Source organism: Actinomycetospora sp. CA-101289 (genome assembly GCF_050955895.1).
Taxonomy (GTDB): Bacteria; Actinomycetota; Actinomycetes; order Mycobacteriales; family Pseudonocardiaceae; genus Actinomycetospora.
On the sequence record NZ_CP192093.1, the window covers coordinates 4,558,623 to 4,575,981 of the forward strand.

A 17,359-nucleotide genomic window follows, 5' to 3' on the forward strand; every position below is an offset into this window, starting at 1 on the left:
TCAGTCCTCGCGCAGCGCGCGGCGCAGGATCTTGCCCGTCGTGGTGCGGGGCAGCTCGGCCAGGAACGCGATCTCCCGCGGGACCTCGTGGGCGGCCAGGCGCGCGCGGACGTGCGTGCGCAGCTCGTCCGCCAGCTCGTCCGACGCCGTGACGCCGGGCCGCAGCACGACGAACGCCTTGGGCACCTGCCCGCGCCGCTCGTCGGGCACGCCGACCACCGCGGCCATCGCGACGGCCTCGTGCCCGCCGAGGCTCTGCTCGATCTCGCCGGGCCCGATCCGGTAGCCCGCCGAGTTGATGACGTCGTCCTTGCGGGACTCGAACCACACGTAGCCGTCGGCGTCCTGCCGGGCGAGGTCGCCGGTGAGCAGCCAGTTCCCGTGGAACTTCTCCGCGGTCGCCTCCGGGTTGCGCCAGTACTCGAGCATCGTCGCCGCGTGCCGCCGGTCCACCGCCAGCTCGCCGACGGTGTCGATCACCGGTTCGCCGTCCTCGCCGAGCACGACGGCCCTGGTCCCGGGCAGCCCCTTGCCCAGCGATCCCGGGCGGATCGGGTACACGGACGCGCAGTTGCCGATGCAGGCGTTGAGCTCGGTCTGCCCGTAGCCCTCGTTGACCGTCGCACCGAAGAACTCCTCGCTCCACTTCAGCAGGTCGGCGCCGAGCGCCTCGCCGCCGGAGCAGATCGCCCGGAACGCGAAGCCGCCGCCCTCGAGGCCGGACGCGCGGATCACCCGCAGCGCGGTGGCCGGCAGGAGGGTGAGGGTGACCGCGAACTCGCGCATCAGCCACACCGCCCGCTCGGCGGTGAACGCCGGCTCGCGGTCCACCACCACCGGCAGGCCGTGGAACCATGCCGGCACGAGGATGTCCATGATCCCGGCGATCCATGCCCAGTCGGCCGGCGACCACAGCACGTCGTGCGGCTTCGGGAAGAACTCGTAGACCGCCTCGAAGGCCGGCAGGTGCCCGAACACGATCCGGTGGGCGTGCAGCGCGCCCTTGGGGTCGCCGGTCGTGCCCGAGGTGTAGATGAGGAACGCCGGGTCCTCTGCGGCCGTGTCCACCGGCGTGGACTCCGGAGACGCCGCGGCCAGGGCGTCCTCGAACGACTCCGGGCCCGCGCCACCGATGACCAGCAGCGGGACCTGCTCGCCGCCGTCGTCCAGCGCTTCGCGCACCCGGTCGGCGTTGGCCGCGGCCGTCACCACGGCCTTCGCACCCGCGTTGCGCAGCCGGTAGCGCAGGGCGTCCGGCCAGAACAGCGCGGACAGGGGCAGCGCGATCGCGCCCATGCGGAACATCGCCACGAAGGCGACGCCGGTCTCGAAGGACGCGGGGCTGACCAGGCCGACGACGTCGCCGCGCCCGATGCCGAGGGCGGCCAGCGCGTTGGCCAGCCGGTTCGACGCCTCGGTCAGCTCGCCGAACGTGTGGTCGTGCGAGGTCCGGTCGACCTCGACGACGGTGAGCGCCCGCGCGGCCGGGTCCTGCCGGTCGGCACACGCGACGCCGAGGTTGAACCGCTCCGGGATGTCCATGGTGGCGAAGTCGACCTGGCGCCAGAGCTCGTCGTAGCTCGAGGCCGGTCTGAGCAGCGGAGGCTCCACGACGACTCCCGCGGGTCCACGACGATGGGGATCCTCCACGGTAGGGCGGGGACCGGTGGCGTGGGTAGCTCCGATCGGCCGGGCTCACGGCAAGCGCGAGGCCTGACGCCGCCGCACCAACACGACGATCTCCCGTACGGCCATCAGCAGCGCGACCGCCCCGAAAATGAGGCCTAGCACCTCGGTCTCGAGGGCCAGCCCGAGGACGGCGCCGACGACGACCCCGGGCACCGCGGTCAGCCCGAGCAGCCAGCCCCACCACGCGGACGCGGTCCCCTGACGGACGTGGACCCAGCCGCCGACGACCGAGTTGGGGATGAAGACCAGCAGTGATGTCCCCGCGGCGACGTGCAGCTCGACCCCGAACAGCAGGACCATCGCCGGCACGGCCAGCAGACCGCCACCGAGGCCCATCGCCCCCGACCACGCCCCCACCACGAGCCCGGCCAGGAGCGTCGCCGGCACGAAGAACCAGAGGTCGGCGAGCACCCCGGCCGGCACGACGGCGTGGTCGGACAGCGCCGGCCCGAACGCGTCCAGCGCGAACTTCGCGGCGGTCAGCACCAGGATCGCGATGAGCAGGACGCGGAGCACGGTGTCCCGTGTCCGGGCGAGCAACCAGGGCCCGAGCAGGCCGCCGAACGTCGCCCCGACGAGCATGCCGAGCCCGACGCGCAGGTCGAGCGCACCGCCCCGGACGGCGTAGGTGGCCACACCCGCCACGCACAGGCCGATCTGCGCGATGGTGGACGTGCCGTGCGCCCGCGCCCGGGACATGCCGGTGAAGCGGTCCAGCGCGGGGACGTAGAGCACCCCGGCGCCGCCGCCGATCAGGCCGCCGACGATCCCGCCGACGAACCCGGTGCTCGCGATCACCCCGCGGGAGCCGCCCTCACTCCCGGCCGGGTCGACCGGGGGCTCCGCGGTCCGGGCCTCGTCCTGCCCGCGGCGGTCCACGGTGGCGAAGGTAGCCCGGGGGCCGTCGCCGTGCGGAGGTCGGAGGCGCCCGTGGTGGTGCACGATCTGGCGTCTGCCGGTGCACTCGGTGGCGGCCGCGGAGGCGCGGGGCCTCCTACAGTCGCTGCACGGGCTCGATCGCGTGCTCGGCTCGGCGGACCGGGAGGTGACGGATGAGCGCACAGGCTCCGGAGGACTCCGCTCCGTCCGCCCGTCACCTGGTCGCGGTGGCGGACGCCGGCGACGGCGCCCGGTTCGCCGCGCTCCTCGCCCCGTCGGTCGCCCCGGTCCGGGTCCGCCCGCTCGCCGACGGCATCTTCCACAGCTCGGTGCGGAGCGCCGTGGCGGGAGAGGTGCGGGTCTCCGTGATGAGCGGCAGCCCGTGCGTGATCCCCCGCGACCCCGACCTCATCGACCCGGCCGATTCCGCGTTCCTCACCGTCACCCTGCACCGCACCGGGCGCGCCGGGGTCGCCCAGGACGGGCGGCACTGCCTGCTCGGCCCCGGCGACCTGGTCAACTACGTCACCTCACGGCCCTACGAGGTGACGTTCTGGGAGCCGTACGAGGCCGTCGTCGTCTCGGTCCCGCTCGCGGCGCTGGGGTCGCACGCGGACACGCTGGCGGGGCGCACGGCCGTCGCCGTCGGCACCGACTGCGGGCCCCGTGACGTGGTCGGTGCGCTGTTCGAGGGCCTCGCCGCCAAGGTGGACGGCTGCACCCTGGGCGCGGCGAGCCGCAGCAAGGAGTACCTCGCGGACGCGATCGTCTCCCTCGTCATCGCCGAGCTGGTCGACATCGCTCCGCAGGGAGCGGGCGACGATCTCGCGGACAGGGTGCTCGCCCACTGCCTGGCCTCCCTCGCCGATACGGGGCTCACCGTGGAGTCGGTCGCGCGGGCCCACGGCGTGTCCGTGCGGTACCTGCACAAGGTGCTCGCCCCCACCGGCAGCACCCTCTCGGCCTGGATCCGACGCCAGCGGCTGGAGCGGGTCCGCCGCGACCTCGTCGATGAGTCGCTCCACGGACGCACCGCCGCCGCGATCGCCGCGCGGTGGGGCATCACCGACACCGAGCACCTGAGCCGGGCGCTGAAGGCGGAGTTCGGCGTGACCGCCAACGAGATCCGCCGGTCCGGCCGGTGGGAGCGCGGCGGGCCACGGCCGCCCCGCGAGTAAACCCGGGTCTCCCGCCACCCACCGATCCCCCACCCCGAGGCCGCCCGAGCGGTCCCGTCGATGACGCACGTCCGAGGAGAGTCCCATGACCACGAGCAGCCAGAAGGTCGTCATCGTCACCGGCGCATCGCGCGGTATCGGGGCCGGTGTCGTCGAGGGCTACCGCAAGCACGGCTACGCCGTCGTCGCCACCTCGCGCTCCATCGCGCCGTCCGACGACCCGCAGGTGCAGACCGTCCCCGGGGATCTCGCCGAACCCGGGACCGCCGACCGCGTGGTCGATGCGGCGCTGGAGCGGTTCGGGCGCGTGGACACGCTGGTCAACAACGCCGGGATGTTCCTCGCGAAGCCCTTCACCGCCTACACCGACGACGACTTCGCGGCGATGGTCGGCCTCAACCTCGCCGGGTTCTTCGGCATCACCCGGCGAGCGGTCGCGACGATGCTCGATCAGGGCGCCGGCCACGTGGTCACCCTGACCACCTCGCTCGTCGACCATCCGCTCAAGGCGGTCCCCTCCGTCCTCACGTCCCTGACCAAGGGAGGGCTCGACGCCGCGACCCGGTCGCTGGCCGTGGAGTGCGCCGGCTCGGGCGTGCGAGTGAACGCGGTGTCACCGGGGATCATCAAGACCCCCATGCACCCCGTCGAGGCCCACGACGCCTACGCCGGGCTGCACCCGGTGGGCCGCATGGGCGAGATCGAGGAGATCGTCCACGCCGTCCTCTACCTCGAGGTCGCGGCGTTCGTGACGGGCGAAACCCTGCACGTCGACGGCGGCCAATGCGCGGGTCACTGAGGACCGGGAGGAACGCGCCGTGACCGTCACCGAACCCGTCCGCACCGAGCAGAAGACCCTGCGCGCCCAGGCGCGCGAGTTCGCCGGCGACGTCCTCGCCCACGTCCGCGACGTCACGGACCCCCTGCCCACACCCACCGAGCGCTACCGGGCGACCCGCCCCTTCTACCGGCAGATGGTGGAGGCCGGGTTCCTGCGCCGGCTCGTCCCGCAGGCCCTCGGCGGGGACGGGACGGGGGCGTCCACGACCGCGGTCCTGGCCGAGGAGCTGGTCGCCGGCGATCCGAGCGTGGCCCTGCACCTGTTCTCGACCGGGCTCGGGCTGACACCCCTGCTGCGGGCCGGCAGCGCGGCGCAGCACCGGCAGTTCCTCGCACCGTTCCTCGCGACGACCGGGACGCCGCTCGCCTCCCTCGCCCTGTCCGAGCCCGGCGGCACCGCCAACCTCGACCAGCCCGATCCCGGCACGGGGTTGGAGGTGGGGCTGCGGACCACGGCACGCCGCGACGGCGGGGACTGGGTCATCGACGGGGAGAAGCACTGGGTCTCCCACGCGACCGGCTGGGACGGCGACGGGCCCGACCTCATGACCGTGGTGTGCCGGGCCGGGGCCGACCCTGATCCGCGACGGTCAACGGCGGTGCTCCTCGTCCCGGGCCCGATCGGGGGCCTGACGGTCACCGAGATCCTCGAGCCGCTCGGCCACCGCGCGCACCTCCTTCCCCGGTTCTCCCTGGCCGACGTCCGCGTCCCGTCCTCTCACCTCCTCGGTGAGGTCGGCGACGGGCTCGGCATCGTCGCCACGTCCTTCGGCGGCGCCCTGATCGGGGCCTGCTCGGCCGGGGTCATGCGCGCCGCGTTCGACGTCGCCCTGCAGTTCGCGCGCACCGATCGCCGCGGCGGACTGGTGCCGGTCGTCGAGCACCAGGGCGTCGGGTTCCAGCTCGCCGACGTGAAGACCCGGATCGAGGCCGTCCGCAGCCTCACCCGGGCGGCGTGCGCGGCGGTGGACAGCGGCTCACCCGGCGCCGAGGAACTGTCCGTCCACGCCAAGATCTTCGGGTCGGAGGCGGCCGTCCAGACCCTGGTCGAGCTCATGCGGGTCGTCGGCGTGGACTCCTACGGCCACCACCTGCCCCTCGCCGGCCTGCTCCAGGACGCCCTCGCCTATCCGCTCTTCAGCGGCGGCAACACCGGGTTCCGCCGACGCCGGTTGCACGCCCTCCTCGCCGACCCCAGCTACGACCCGTGGAGCACCGTCGAGGACTGACCTCGCCGGCCGCTCCCGCCCATCGGAAGGACCAGACCCGCCATGGCCACCCCCACCCCGACCTCGTCCCCGACCTCAGGAGCGCTCCTCACGGTCGAGGACCGACTCGACATCGACGCCGCCCTCGCGCGCTTCGCCGCGGGCATCGACGAGAACGACCCCGTGACGCTCGGCGCGGTCTTCACCGCCGACGCCACCCTCGACTTCGGGCCCGCCGCCCGGGCCATGGGCATCGACTTCCCGGTCCTCGACGGTCGCCAGGGCATCGTCGACGGCGTCGCGGTCAGCGTCGGACCCATGGACACCGTGCACATGGCGACCAACGTCCGCGTGCTCCACGCCGAAGGGGGCGGCGTCCGCGTCACGGCCCTGGTGAACGCCATCCACCACCCGGCCGGCGTCCGTGACCGTCACTGCACGATGCACAACCGCTACGACATGACCTTCGTCCGTCCCGACGGGACCTGGCGCATGTCGCGGCTCCTGATCGAGAACCGGCTCTGGTCCGGCGACCCGCAGGTGATGCTCGGCGAGTGAGGTCAGCGCCGCGGGTCCTCCGGCCACGCGTGCTTGGGGTACCGGCCGCGCAGCTCCGCGCGCACCTGCGGGTAGCCGGTGTCCCAGAACGACGCCAGGTCGGCGGTCACCGCCGTCGGACGGCCCGCGGGCGACAGCAGGTGGACGACGACGGGGACCCCCGCCAGGACGGGCGCGCGCTCCCACCCGAACGCCTGCTGGACCTTCAGCGCCACGAACGGCGCCCCGGGGTCGGTGTAGTCGACGCGGACGCGGCGCCCGGACGGGATCGTGACCGCGGTCGGCGCGAGCTCGTCGAGCCGGCCGGCCTCCGACCACGGCACCAGGTGGCGCAGCGCGGCGGCCACCCCCACCCGCGCGAAGTCGGCCCGCCGGCGCACCCGCGTGAGGTCGAGCCACTCGTCGAGCCGGGCCAGCAGGGCCTCGTCGTCGACGGCGGGCCACGGGTCGCCCCGCGCCGCGTGCAGGAACGCCAGCCGGGCCCGCAGCGCCGTCGCCGCGTCGTCCCAGCGCAGCAGCCCGAGCCCCTCGGCGGCCAGCCCGTCGCGCACCGCGGCCGCGACCGCCGCCGGGTCGGGGCGGCTCAGGGGCCGGCGGGCGAGGACGATCGCGCCGAGGCGCTCGCGGCGCTCCGCCACGACGTCGCCGTCCTCCCAGGCCACCACCGCGTCGTCGTGCCACCAGCCCGCCGCGGCCTCCCGGGCGCCGTCCTCGTCGATCGGCACGGCGAGCCGCACCCGCGCCACCCGGTCGCCCGGCGCGCGCACGGCGTCGGCCACGGCGATCCACGGGCTCCCCCGCAGCCGCGAGCCGACGGCGAGCTCGACCCCGGTGCCACCGGTCGTCAGGTACTCCCGTGCGTCGTCGCCGCGGGCCCGGGCGAGCCGGTCGGGATAGGCGAGGGCGACGACCGGGGCTGCGCTCCGGGAGCCCACGCCCTCGCCCCGCCGACGGGGGCGGCCGTCCGGGCGCAGCCTCCGGACCTCGGCCCGCCACCGCGGATCGTTCGTGGCGCGGGCCGCGCGCCACCGCTCGTCGAGGTCGTCGGTGTCGCCCGGCACGTCGGCGGCGAGCAGCGCCACCACCTCGGTCGCGGCGTCCGTCCCGACGGCCTCCGCGCCGTCGATCAGCGCGCGCCCGAGCCGGGGGTGGACCCCGGCCGTGGCCACCGAGCGGCCCCGTCCGGTGATGCGCCCGTCGTCGTCGACCAGCCCGAGGCCCCGCAGCACCTCCCGCGCGGCGTCGAACGCCACGGCCGGCGGCCGGTCGAGCAGCGCGAGCCCCCCGGCGTCCGGCGTGCCCCACCGCGCGAGCTGCAGCGCGAAGCCGGCCAGGTCGGCGTGCGCCACCTCGGGGGCGTCGTCGCGGTCGCGGTGCGCGTGCTCGGCCTGCGACCAGCAGCGGAAGACCGTGCCGGCGGCCTCGCGGCCGGCGCGTCCGGCGCGCTGGGTCGCGGAGGCCTGCGACGCGAGCACCGTGACCAGGGCGTCGAGGCCGCGGGCGTGGTCGGTCCACGGCCGCCGCGAGAGCCCGGCGTCGACGACGACCCGCACGCCCGGCACCGTCAGGCTCGTCTCGGCGATCGACGTCGTCAGCACCACGCGGCGCTCGCCGGTCGGCCCGCCCAGCACCGCGTCCTGGTGCGCCGCGTCCTGCCCACCGTGCAGGGTGAGGACCTCGGCCCCGACACGGTCGAGGCGGCGCGCGACGTCGTCGATCTCCCGGCGGCCGGGCAGGAACACGAGCGCGTCGCCCGTGCGCTCGGCCAGCGCCCGCCGCACGACCGCGGCGACGTGGTCGAGGAAGGCGGGCTCCACCCGCATCCCGCGCGGCGGCGGGACGGGGCGCGGCGGCGGGCTCCAGACGACGTCGACGGGGTGCAGCGGGTCGGGGGCGGTGACGACGGGACCGTCGAGGGCGACCGCCAGGTCGTCGGCGGCCGCCGTGGCCGACGTCGCGAGCAGGCGCAGGTCCGGGCGGAGGGCGGCGCGCGCGTCGACGGCGAAGGCCAGCGCGAGGTCGGTGTCGAGGTGGCGCTCGTGGCACTCGTCGAGGACGACGGCGTCGACGCCCGCGAGCTCCGGGTCGCGCTGCAGCCGGGCCACGAGCAGCCCCGTCGTGACGACCTCCACCCGCGTGTCCGGGCCGGTGCGGCGCTCGCCGCGGATCGCGTAGCCGACCCGCCCGCCCACCGGCTCACCGAGCAGCCACGCCATCCGCTGCGCGGCGGCGCGGACGGCGACGCGACGCGGCTCGGCGACGACGACCCGCCCGCTGACCGCCCCGGCCAGCGCGAGCGGCACCAGCGTCGTCTTGCCGGTGCCGGGCGGAGCGACGAGCACGGCGGCCCCGTGCCCGTCCAGCGCCGCCCCGAGCTCCGGCAGCGCCGCGCGCACCGGCAGGTCGAGGTCGACCTCGTCGATCACACCTGCCGGTCTACCAGGCGCGGCGCGCGGGCCGCGATTGACAGCGGGATCCCGCGCTGGTCAGGGTGGGCTCCCGCGGGGACGGCCGGGGTCGAGGGAGACCATGAGCGAGCGCTACGTGATCGGCGTCGACTGCTCGACCACCGCGACGAAGGCGGTCGTCTTCGACGCCAGGGGCCGCGCGGTCGCCGAGGCGCGCCGCACCTTCCCGCTCTCACGGCCCCGTCCGGGGTGGCACGAGCAGAGCGCGCGGGACTGGTGGACGTGCACCGCCGAGACGATCACGGAGGTCGCTTCGTCGGTCGACGCCGACGCGATCGCGGCGATCGGGCTGACCCACCAGCGCGAGACGTTCGTGTGCCTCGACGGCGCCGGGCGGGAGCTGCGGCCGGCGATCCTGTGGCTCGACGGCCGGGCCTCCGAGCAGATCGCCCGGGCGGGCACCGACGAGGTGCACCGGCTCTCGGGCAAGCCGCCCGACGTCACCCCCGCCTTCTACAAGCTGCTGTGGCTGCGCGACCACGAGCCCGACGTCCTCGACGCGGCGTCCCGGGTCGTCGACGTGGCCGCCTACCTGGCCCACGAGCTGACCGGCGAGTGGCGCACGAGCTGGGCCTCGGCGGACCCGCTGGGGCTGGTCGACATGAGCGGGTTCACCTGGTCGCCGACCCTGCTCGCCGCGGTCGGGCTCTCGACCGGTCAGCTGCCCGAGCTCGTCGCGCCCGGCTCGTCGCTCGGACCGCTGCGCGACGAGGTCGCCGCGCGGCTGGGGCTGCGCGCCGGCATCCCCGTCGTCGCCGGCGCCGGGGACGGGCAGTGCGCGGGGCTCGGCGCCGGCGTGACCGAGGCCGGGCTCATGTACGCCAACATGGGCACGGCCGTCGCCGCCGGCACCTGGTCGGCGGACTACCGCTGGTCACGCGCCTTCCGGACCCTCGGCGGCCCGCTGCCGGGCACGTACACGCTGGAGACGCTGCTGTCGTCGGGGACCTACCTCGTCTCCTGGTTCCAGGACACCTTCGGCGCGCCGTCGGTGGACGACCTCGACCTGTCCGCCGAGGACGTCCTGGAGGCCGCGGCCGCCCGCCTGCGGCCCGGCGCCGACGGGCTGATGGTGCTGCCCTACTGGAACGCGGCGCAGACCCCGTACTGGGACCCGCACGCCCGGGGCGCGGTCATCGGGTGGTCGGGCTACCACCGCAAGCGCCACCTCTACCGGGCGCTGCTCGAGGCCGTCGCCTTCGAGCTGCGCCTGACCACCGAGGGCGTCGTCGCCGACACCGGCATCGCCATCGAGCGCTACCGCGCCATGGGCGGCGGGTCGCGCAGCCCGCTCTGGACCCAGATCGTCGCCGACGTCACCGGGCGGCACGTCGACGTGTGCGCCGAGACCGAGACGACCGCCCTGGGCGCCGGGATGCTCGCCGCCGCGGCCGTCGGGCTCGACGACACCGACGACATCGCCACCACGGCGCGCCGGATGGCCCACCTCGGCACCACCGTCGAGCCCGACCCGGCGACCCGCGCCCGCTACGACGACCTCTACGCCGTCTACGAGCGGATCTACCCGTCCGTGAAGGACCTCTTCGCGCCGCTGACGGCGGCCGCGACGGACGACGGGGAGACGGGTGCGTGAGCGAGGTGCTGACGATCCTCGGGGCCGGGGCGATGGGCAGCGCGCTCACCGTGCCGGCGCTCGACAACGGCCACGAGGTCCGGCTCTGGGGCACCCGCCTCGACGACGACCTGCTCGACGCGGTCGACGCCGGGCGCGCCCACCCGCGCACCGGGGTCGTCGGCGACCCCCGCGTGCGCACGTTCCGCAGCGACCGGCTCGCCGAGGCGCTCTCCGGGGCCACCGCGGTGGTGCTCGCCGTGAGCACCGAGGGCTTCGAGGACGTGCTCGCCGCGACCACGCCGCACCTGCGCCCCGGGCAGTTCCTGGGCCTGACCACCAAGGGCTTCGGCGAGGACCGCGACGGGCGGATCATCGTCCTCACCGACCGCGCCGACGCCGTCCTGGGCGAGGCCGGGTGCAGGACGCCCATCGTGGCGATCGGCGGGCCGTGCAAGGCCAACGAGGTCGCCGCCCGGCGCCCGACCGCCGCCGTGCACGCGGCCGTCGACCCCGCGGTCGCCGCGCGCTCGCACGACCTGTTCAGCACGCCCGTGTACGCGGCCGCGGCCCACCACGACCGGACGGGCGTGGAGGTCGCCGCGGCGCTCAAGAACGTCTACGCCATCGCCCTCGGCGTGTGCCACGGCATGGCCGACGCCGGCGGGGAGCCGTTCCACGACCTCAACGCGCTCGTCTTCACCCGGGCCGTCGCCGAGATGGCGGCCCTGTCGGTCGCCCTCGGCGGCGAGACCGACACGGTCACCGGCCTGGCCGGCGTCGGGGACCTGCAGGTCACCGCGCTGTCCGGGCGCAACCGGGTCTACGGCGCGCGGATCGGCGCGGGCGAGCGGCCGGACGAGGCGCTGCGGCTCATGCGCGAGGCCGGCCAGACCGTCGAGGGCGTCCCCGCCGCGACGTCGGCCGCGCGGCTCCGCGACCAGCTGGTCGCCGACGGGGCGGTCGACCGCGACGGCTTCCCGTTGCTCGCGGCGATCGAGGAGCTGGTCACCGACCCGGCCGTCGACACCTCGGTCGAGGCGCTCGCCCGGCGGCTGGTCGTCGTCCCCTGAGCGTGCTCAGGACCCGGCCGGTGGCCCGTAGGCCTCGAGCGCCGGGGCGGTCGACCAGTCGGGCCAGGTCACCTCGTGCAGGCGCAGGATCCGGCCCTCGCGGAACACCGCGACGAACACGACCTCGAGCGGTTTGCGCGGGCTCGCCGGGCCGGCGGATCGTGATCCAGAGTCGCCCGGCGAGCCGGTCCCCCGACTCGACCCACGCGTCCTCGTCGTACTCCACGCGGTAGGTGATCGCGGTCGGGTAGACCCGCTCGTGGCCGGCGCGGAACGCCGCGAGGTCCTGGGTCTGGCCGTTGGTGGTGAGCACGAACTCCGGGTCGTAGTAGGCGTCCACGAGCGCGACGTCCTTGGCCTCGACCATGCGCGTGAACATCTCCCGCAGGCGCTCCTGCAGCGACATCTGCCCTCCTCGGCGCTCAGCCCACCCGCGGGACCCGGACAGCTGGTCACCGCGACGAGAAGGTATCCGGCGGTCCACGGGCTACCGTCGGGCGATGGGCGAGCCGGGGACGCGCGGCGGTACGGAGATCACGAGTCTCGAGCAGCTGCGAGCGGTGATCGGCGAACCGGGTGACCGCGCCCGGGACAAGGTCCGCACGTCGCTCGACGAGGTCGACCGGGCCTTCATCGAGTGCTCGCCGCTGCACTTCCTGGCCACGTCGGGCGGCGACGGCCCGCTGGACGTGTCCCCCAAGGGCGACCCGGCGGGTGCCGTCCACGTGGCCGGCGACCGGACCCTGCTGCTCCCGGACCGTCCGGGCAACCGGCGGGTCGACGGGATGACCAACATCCTGGCCGACCCGCGCGTGGCGCTGCTGTTCCTCGTCCCGCGGCGCGGCGACACGCTGCGGGTCAACGGGCGGGCGCGGCTCCTGCTGGACCCCGACGACGCCGCCGCGTTCGAGCACCGGGGCCACCGCCCGCGCATCCTCGTCGAGGTGTCCGTCGACGAGGTCTTCTTCCACTGCCCCAAGGCCTTCATGCGATCCCACCTGTGGGACCCGCAGGCGTGGCCGGACACCGATCTCCCCAGCGTCGCCGCGATCGCGCACCGGACCAGCCCGGCGTCGTCGCTCGACGAGCTGGAACGCCGCTACGCGCCGGACAACTACCGGCAGCTCCTGTACTGAGCGCGTCCCTCGGGCGAGGACGTCCTCAGCCCACCCGCGTGATCTCGACCGTCGCCTCGGCGCCCTCGACCCCGGTCACCCGGTTGTCGAGCTGCGCCTGCTGCCCGTCCAGCGTGCCGGAGCACGTCGTGGACGCGTCGACCTGGGCCGGCAGGTAGCCGGGGCAGATGACGTCGGTCGCGCCGGTCTGGGCGCCGACCTGCTCGGCCAGCGCCTCGCTCGGTACCTCCGGGCCGTAGTCGCCGTCGGCGACACCCACCGTCGCCGTGCCCGCCGGCCCGGTCGCCACCGGCCCGGACGGGTCCGCGGGCTCGGTCGGGTCCGCCGGCGCGGAGACCGCGGGCTGGTCCGGCACGTCGACGGGGACCGACGACGCGAACTGCGCGGCGAGGACGGTGAGGTACAGCGTGGCCGCGACGCCGACGACGAGGAACACGACCGACAGCACCAGGCCGAACGTGGCCAGTCCCCGCCCCGGCTGGCCGGTGCGCCGGGTCTGGCCCCGCCCGACGATCCCGAAGACGATGCCCAGCGGGGAGAACACGAAGGCGAAGACCACCGACAGGATCGCCATCAGGTTGGTGCCGGTGGGCGGCCCCGCCGCCGCGCCCCCGCCGTGCAGGGGCGGCGGGGGGCCGTAGGTCGCCGAGGAGCGCAGGGACACCGTCGGCGCCTCCTGACCGCCGGGGGCGTGCGGGTGGGGCGGCTGCTGGCTCATGGGCGGCGTCCTCGTCGGGGGCGGTGGGGGGTGCCGCGCACGCTAGGACCGGGGCGATCACCGGCGAAGGGCTGGCCGGGCGAAGCAGTAGCCGCCCGGCGGAAGGCAGTAGTGCCGGTGCCGCGCGGTCAGCCGTCCGGGGAGGGACCGTCGTCGGTCGCCACCGCGACGAAGCAGTAGCGGTTGACGGTGAACAGGTAGTCGGTGCCGCGGGAGCGGAGGTCCTGGCGCCACCGCGTCACGTCCTGCTCGGTGAGCCCCTGCCGTCCGGTCACGTAGTCCCCGATGACGTCGATCGTCCCGGCGCTGTAGGTCTCGTCGTCGTAGCGCGGGTTGAACAGCGGGATGAGCACGCGGTCGACGACGCGGAAGCCGGCGCGCTCCAGCAGCCCGGGCAGCACCCGGGGCAGGCGGGGGTGGACCAGGTGCTCCTCCCACGCCGCCATCACCCGCAGGTGCAGGTCGCGGTCGGCGGCGTGCCACACCACCGAGTCCCAGTCGGTGTCGAGGACCACGACGCGGCCACCGGGCCGCAGCACCCGCCGCACCTCGCCGAAGGCGGCGAGGACGTCGGTCACGTACTCGTACACCTGGGTCGACACCACGGCGTCGAAGGCGCCGTCGGCGTAGGGCAGCGCCTCGGCGCCGCCCTCGTCGACGCTCACCCAGTCCCGGTCCGCGCAGTGCGCCGCCGCGACCGCGTTCATCGCCGGGCTGGGGTCCAGCCCGTGCGCCGACCCCCCGGGCCCGACGGCGTCGGCGATCGAGGCCAGGAGGAAGCCCGGCCCCGACCCGACGTCGAGGACGCGCTCACCGGGGCTCGCGTCCAGCAGCGCCAGCACCCGGTCCCGCTGCCCCACGACGTCGGGCGTCGAGTAGACGCGCTGGATCCGCCGGGCCGCGTCGTCGCCGAACGGCAGCAGGGTCGGTTGGTCGGGCATGGTCGCTCCGGTGCTCGGGCGAGCGGTGTCGCGTGACTTGTACCACGCACGACGACACCGGGGTCAGGGCGACGGCACGACCAGGACCGGCCGGTGCGCGTGGTGCACCACGGCACGGGCGACGCTCCCGAGCAGCGCCTCGCGGATCATCGACCGTCCGCGGGAACCGACGACGATGACGCCGGCGCCGTGGTCCGCGGCCTCCTCGGCCAGGGCGTCCGCGATGGCCCGCGGGCCGAACGCCTCGGCGTGGAGCGTCCTCGCCCCGGCGGGCAGCGCCTCCGCGTCGGGGCGGTCGGACGTGCCGGGCGACCGCAGGTCGAGGGGGGCCTCCACGCGGACGACCACCTGGCTCCGCCCGGGCAGCAGCGCCGTGGCGGCCTCGCGGGCCCGCTCGGCCCCGGCCGACCCGTCGTGGGCGATCAGCACGGGACCGGCGACCGTGGCCGCGCGTTCCTCGGCGAGCATCGGGGGCACGACCAGCACCGGCACCGGGCTGTGGTTCACCGTGAGGTCCGAGACGCTGCCGAGCAGCCCCCGGAGCCCGCCGAGACCGCGCGACCCCACCACCACGACCGCGGCGCCGTGCTGCTCGGCCAGGCGAGCGAGCTCGATGCCCTCGCCGCCGTAGACGCCGACCACGAGCGGCTCGGCGCTCCAGCCCGCGGCCTCGGCGAGGACGACCCCGGCGGCGGCGACGTTCTTCGCCGCCGCCGCCACCTCCTTCTCGACCAGCGTGTCGAGGTGCTCGTCGGTCGCGGCCCGGTGCGCGAGCCGGCGGTGCAGGGCCGACCCGCGATCGGGCGGGCACCACAGGTGCGCCACCCGCGCGTGGCCGGCCGGCAGCAGGTTCGCCGCGAGCGAGATGGCCGTGGTCGCGCCCGCGGAACCGTCGTAGCCGACGAGCACGGGAGCGGGCACGGAGCTCATCCTGCCCGCCCGGGGGCCTCCCGGTCGGGGATGTCGCTCGGTGTCGACACGAACTCGACGCTGCTGAGGAACACGTACTCGACGAAACCGGCGAGGGCGATCGCCGCCGGCAGGAAGATCCCGGCCTCGTTGATGTCCCACGCCCCGTCCGGGTAGTACACGCCGCCGGCGACGAACATCGCCGTCGCCACCGTCGCGGAGACGACGGCCGCGCGGCGCAGCGCAGCCCGCGAGCGCAGGGACGCGAGGATCAGCACCCCGATCCCGGCGAGGACCGCGAACTGGGGCAGCCCCAGGCGGAACCCCGCCACCGCGACGGTCGCGGTGGCGGCGGTCGCGGCAGCGACGACCCCGGCGCCACCGAGGGCCACGGCCAGCGCGCCCTCCACCGCCATCACCGCGCGCGTCCGGCGCGTGAACCGCCGGGCCTCCTCGTCGAGGTGCTGCGTCGCGATCGTCCGCACGTCGCGTCCTGCTGCCGCCGTCGCCATCTCCTCACGCTCCTCCTGCTCGTCGACCCGTTCGGCTCCATGGTGCGTCGACCTCGGCCCGCGGAGGTTGTAACTTCCTGACAAGCGCAGCGCTCGTCCTTGTCGTCTTCGACCGAGGCGGACATGATCACGCTGGACCGGCTGGTGAACGTCCTCGCCGGCAGCGGTGCGCGTCTCGCCACCGGCGCCCACACACGCGAGGCGATGCTGCGGAGCGTGGTCGTGCACGACGCGACGGACCGGCGCACCACCACCGGCGACGTCTTCCTGGCGGTCGGCGTCGAGGAGCCGGCCGAGGCCGTCCGGCTGGCGGCGCAGGCGCGGGCGAGCGCCGTGCTGGTGCGCGCGCCGGCGCCGCTGGAGCGGGAGGTGGCGTCCGCGGCCGAGGACGCGGGGATCGCCGTGGTCCTGGTCGACCCCGACGTGTCCTGGAGCCACCTGACCGGGCTGGCCTACGGGCTGGTGCTCGAGGGCCGGGAGACCGAGTCGGGGCGGGGACCGACGGACCTGTTCGCCCTCGCGGACACCCTCGCCGCCGCGCTCGGGGGCTCCTCGGTGGTGATCGAGGACCAGCTCTCCCGGGTGCTGGCCTACTCGAGCTCCGACGAGGTCGTCGACGCGGTGCGATCCCGGACCATCCTGGGGCGGCGGATGCCCGACCGGGCGCGGGAGGTGTTCGCCGAGCGGGGGGTGTTCGGCCACCTCGCCGGCTCCGACGAGCCGCTGTTCGTCGAGCCGTCCCCCGCCCACGGGTTCGGCGGGCGGATGGTGGTCGCCGTCCGCGCCGGCCGGGAGCTCCTCGGGTCGCTCTGGGTCGAGACCGCGACGCCCTTCGACGACGTCCGCCGCGGTGTCCTCGAGGACGGGGCCCGCACCGCGGCGCTGCACCTGCTGCGCTCGAGGGCGAGCGCCGATCTCGAGCGCCAGGTGGAGTCCGACCTGGTCACGCGGCTGCTCGAGGGCACCGGCGATCCCCGGGCCATGATGAGCCAGCTGGGCCTGCCCGCCGCGGGGCTGCGCGTCGTGGCCCTGCAGGCCCACGTCGAGGACGAGCAGCACGCCGGGGTCCTGCTCGCCTTCGACCACGTCACCACGGGGTTCGGGTGGTCCCGCCCGGGGCGCAGCGCCCTGTTCGCGAACACCGTCTACACCCTGCTGCCGGCCCGGGACGACACGGTGGACGGCGCCCGGCGGTGGGTGGCATCGGTGCGGGCGGGCCTGCCGCCGCACGTCGGCCTCGTGGCCGGCATCGGCGGCGCCGCCGACGCGACGTCCCTGCCGGCGAGCCGCCGCGAGGCCGACGAGTGCCTCGCCCTGCACGCCTCCCACCCGGAGCTCCCGCCCGTGGCGTACGACGAGTCGTGGGACCGGATCGTGCTGCGCCGGCTCCGCGCGGTCACGGCGGCCGGGCGCGTGCCGGAACGGGGCCCCGTCGCGGAGCTCCGGGGACACGACCGGCGCCACGGCACCCACTACGTGCCGACCCTGCGGGCGTGGCTCGCGGCGCACGGCGACATCGGCGTCGCGGCCGCCGCGCTCGACGTGCACCCGAACACCGTGCGCTACCGGCTCCGTCGGATGGACGCGATGACCCACCTCGCCACGGACCACCCCGACCAGCGACTCGCCATGATCGTGGCGCTCGCCGCCCTGGAGGGCGACGGCGACTGACCGGCG

The 17,359-nt window shown here is 75.6% G+C and carries 15 protein-coding genes and 2 pseudogenes; 8 read left to right on the forward strand and 9 right to left on the reverse strand.

Going from position 1 to position 17,359, the window contains the following annotated elements; translation table 11 throughout:
• From ACQPX6_RS22735 to ACQPX6_RS22745, 3 genes and pseudogenes are all read right to left on the reverse strand, one after another.
• A complete protein-coding gene (locus ACQPX6_RS22735) occupies positions 1 to 429 on the reverse strand; it encodes an AMP-binding enzyme (RefSeq protein WP_433788329.1) in 429 nt (142 codons plus the stop codon).
• Positions 427 to 1,542 (reverse strand): annotated as a pseudogene (locus ACQPX6_RS22740) (AMP-binding protein); the annotation flags it as partial. The gene ACQPX6_RS22735 and the pseudogene ACQPX6_RS22740, both read right to left, overlap by 3 nt.
• 153 nt (positions 1,543 to 1,695) lie before the next feature.
• On the reverse strand, positions 1,696 to 2,568 hold the full coding sequence (locus ACQPX6_RS22745; RefSeq protein ID WP_433782673.1) for a sulfite exporter TauE/SafE family protein: 873 nt from the start codon (positions 2,566 to 2,568) through the stop codon (positions 1,696 to 1,698).
• Between the two features lie 173 nt (positions 2,569 to 2,741).
• Here ACQPX6_RS22745 and ACQPX6_RS22750 point away from each other — a divergent pair, with 173 nt between their 5' ends.
• The 4 genes from ACQPX6_RS22750 to ACQPX6_RS22765 all read left to right on the forward strand — a co-directional run bounded on the left by ACQPX6_RS22750 (position 2,742) and on the right by ACQPX6_RS22765 (position 6,352).
• Entirely contained in the window at positions 2,742 to 3,746 is a 1,005-nt protein-coding gene (locus tag ACQPX6_RS22750; RefSeq protein ID WP_433782674.1) for a helix-turn-helix domain-containing protein, read from the forward strand.
• A gap of 85 nt (positions 3,747 to 3,831) precedes the next feature.
• Positions 3,832 to 4,545, forward strand: a complete 714-nt coding sequence (locus ACQPX6_RS22755) for an SDR family NAD(P)-dependent oxidoreductase (protein ID WP_433782675.1) — start codon at positions 3,832 to 3,834, stop codon at positions 4,543 to 4,545.
• A gap of 19 nt (positions 4,546 to 4,564) precedes the next feature.
• Positions 4,565 to 5,815, forward strand: a complete 1,251-nt coding sequence (locus tag ACQPX6_RS22760) for an acyl-CoA dehydrogenase family protein (protein WP_433782676.1) — start codon at positions 4,565 to 4,567, stop codon at positions 5,813 to 5,815.
• Positions 5,816 to 5,857: 42 nt separating this feature from the next.
• Entirely contained in the window at positions 5,858 to 6,352 is a 495-nt protein-coding gene (locus ACQPX6_RS22765) for a nuclear transport factor 2 family protein (protein ID WP_433782677.1), read from the forward strand.
• 2 nt (positions 6,353 to 6,354) lie between these two features.
• Here ACQPX6_RS22765 and hrpB read toward each other — a convergent pair whose 3' ends face one another.
• The gene (gene hrpB, locus ACQPX6_RS22770; protein ID WP_433782678.1) at positions 6,355 to 8,778 is read right to left on the reverse strand and encodes an ATP-dependent helicase HrpB; all 2,424 of its coding nucleotides are present in this window, start codon (positions 8,776 to 8,778) and stop codon (positions 6,355 to 6,357) included.
• Positions 8,779 to 8,881: 103 nt separating this feature from the next.
• On the opposite strand from hrpB, the gene ACQPX6_RS22775 reads away from it, so the two are divergent.
• The gene (locus tag ACQPX6_RS22775) at positions 8,882 to 10,414 is read left to right on the forward strand and encodes a xylulokinase (protein ID WP_433782679.1); all 1,533 of its coding nucleotides are present in this window, start codon (positions 8,882 to 8,884) and stop codon (positions 10,412 to 10,414) included.
• The gene (locus ACQPX6_RS22780) at positions 10,411 to 11,466 is read left to right on the forward strand and encodes an NAD(P)H-dependent glycerol-3-phosphate dehydrogenase (protein ID WP_433782680.1); all 1,056 of its coding nucleotides are present in this window, start codon (positions 10,411 to 10,413) and stop codon (positions 11,464 to 11,466) included. The genes ACQPX6_RS22775 and ACQPX6_RS22780 overlap by 4 nt, the downstream gene beginning before the upstream one ends.
• 145 nt (positions 11,467 to 11,611) lie before the next feature.
• Here the strand turns inward: ACQPX6_RS22780 and ACQPX6_RS22785 are convergent.
• Positions 11,612 to 11,872 (reverse strand): annotated as a pseudogene (locus ACQPX6_RS22785) (nuclear transport factor 2 family protein); the annotation flags it as partial.
• Between the two features lie 94 nt (positions 11,873 to 11,966).
• Here ACQPX6_RS22785 and ACQPX6_RS22790 point away from each other — a divergent pair.
• Complete coding sequence (locus ACQPX6_RS22790) at positions 11,967 to 12,602, forward strand: MSMEG_1061 family FMN-dependent PPOX-type flavoprotein (RefSeq protein WP_433782681.1); 636 nt, start codon at positions 11,967 to 11,969, stop codon at positions 12,600 to 12,602.
• A gap of 25 nt (positions 12,603 to 12,627) precedes the next feature.
• Here ACQPX6_RS22790 and ACQPX6_RS22795 read toward each other — a convergent pair whose 3' ends face one another.
• The 4 genes from ACQPX6_RS22795 to ACQPX6_RS22810 all read right to left on the reverse strand — a co-directional run bounded on the left by ACQPX6_RS22795 (position 12,628) and on the right by ACQPX6_RS22810 (position 15,655).
• Complete coding sequence (locus ACQPX6_RS22795) at positions 12,628 to 13,320, reverse strand: DUF4190 domain-containing protein (RefSeq protein WP_433782682.1); 693 nt, start codon at positions 13,318 to 13,320, stop codon at positions 12,628 to 12,630.
• A gap of 128 nt (positions 13,321 to 13,448) precedes the next feature.
• Positions 13,449 to 14,261 carry a methyltransferase domain-containing protein gene (locus ACQPX6_RS22800; RefSeq protein ID WP_433782683.1) on the reverse strand — a complete coding sequence of 271 codons (813 nt, stop codon included), beginning with the start codon at positions 14,259 to 14,261 and terminating at the stop codon, positions 13,449 to 13,451.
• Between the two features lie 63 nt (positions 14,262 to 14,324).
• Positions 14,325 to 15,182, reverse strand: coding sequence for a universal stress protein (locus tag ACQPX6_RS22805; RefSeq protein ID WP_433782684.1), 858 nt, complete (start codon positions 15,180 to 15,182; stop codon positions 14,325 to 14,327).
• A gap of 5 nt (positions 15,183 to 15,187) precedes the next feature.
• Entirely contained in the window at positions 15,188 to 15,655 is a 468-nt protein-coding gene (locus ACQPX6_RS22810; protein ID WP_433782685.1) for a hypothetical protein, read from the reverse strand.
• A 150-nt stretch (positions 15,656 to 15,805) separates the two neighbouring features.
• On the opposite strand from ACQPX6_RS22810, the gene ACQPX6_RS22815 reads away from it, so the two are divergent.
• Positions 15,806 to 17,353, forward strand: a complete 1,548-nt coding sequence (locus ACQPX6_RS22815; RefSeq protein ID WP_433782686.1) for a PucR family transcriptional regulator — start codon at positions 15,806 to 15,808, stop codon at positions 17,351 to 17,353.
• The last annotated feature ends 6 nt before the right edge of the window (positions 17,354 to 17,359 follow it).

Bases quoted from the DNA above. Each gene is read 5' to 3' on its own strand.
- ACQPX6_RS22735 (WP_433788329.1), bottom strand. From the start codon at position 429: ATGCTCGAGTACTGGCGCAACCCGGAGGCGACCGCGGAGAAGTTCCAC.
- ACQPX6_RS22750 (WP_433782674.1), top strand. From the start codon at position 2,742: ATGAGCGCACAGGCTCCGGAGGACTCCGCTCCGTCCGCCCGTCACCTG.
- ACQPX6_RS22755 (WP_433782675.1), top strand. From the start codon at position 3,832: ATGACCACGAGCAGCCAGAAGGTCGTCATCGTCACCGGCGCATCGCGC.
- ACQPX6_RS22765 (WP_433782677.1), top strand. From the start codon at position 5,858: ATGGCCACCCCCACCCCGACCTCGTCCCCGACCTCAGGAGCGCTCCTC.
- ACQPX6_RS22775 (WP_433782679.1), top strand. From the start codon at position 8,882: ATGAGCGAGCGCTACGTGATCGGCGTCGACTGCTCGACCACCGCGACG.
- ACQPX6_RS22790 (WP_433782681.1), top strand. From the start codon at position 11,967: ATGGGCGAGCCGGGGACGCGCGGCGGTACGGAGATCACGAGTCTCGAG.
- ACQPX6_RS22795 (WP_433782682.1), bottom strand. From the start codon at position 13,320: ATGAGCCAGCAGCCGCCCCACCCGCACGCCCCCGGCGGTCAGGAGGCG.
- ACQPX6_RS22800 (WP_433782683.1), bottom strand. From the start codon at position 14,261: ATGCCCGACCAACCGACCCTGCTGCCGTTCGGCGACGACGCGGCCCGG.
- ACQPX6_RS22815 (WP_433782686.1), top strand. From the start codon at position 15,806: ATGATCACGCTGGACCGGCTGGTGAACGTCCTCGCCGGCAGCGGTGCG.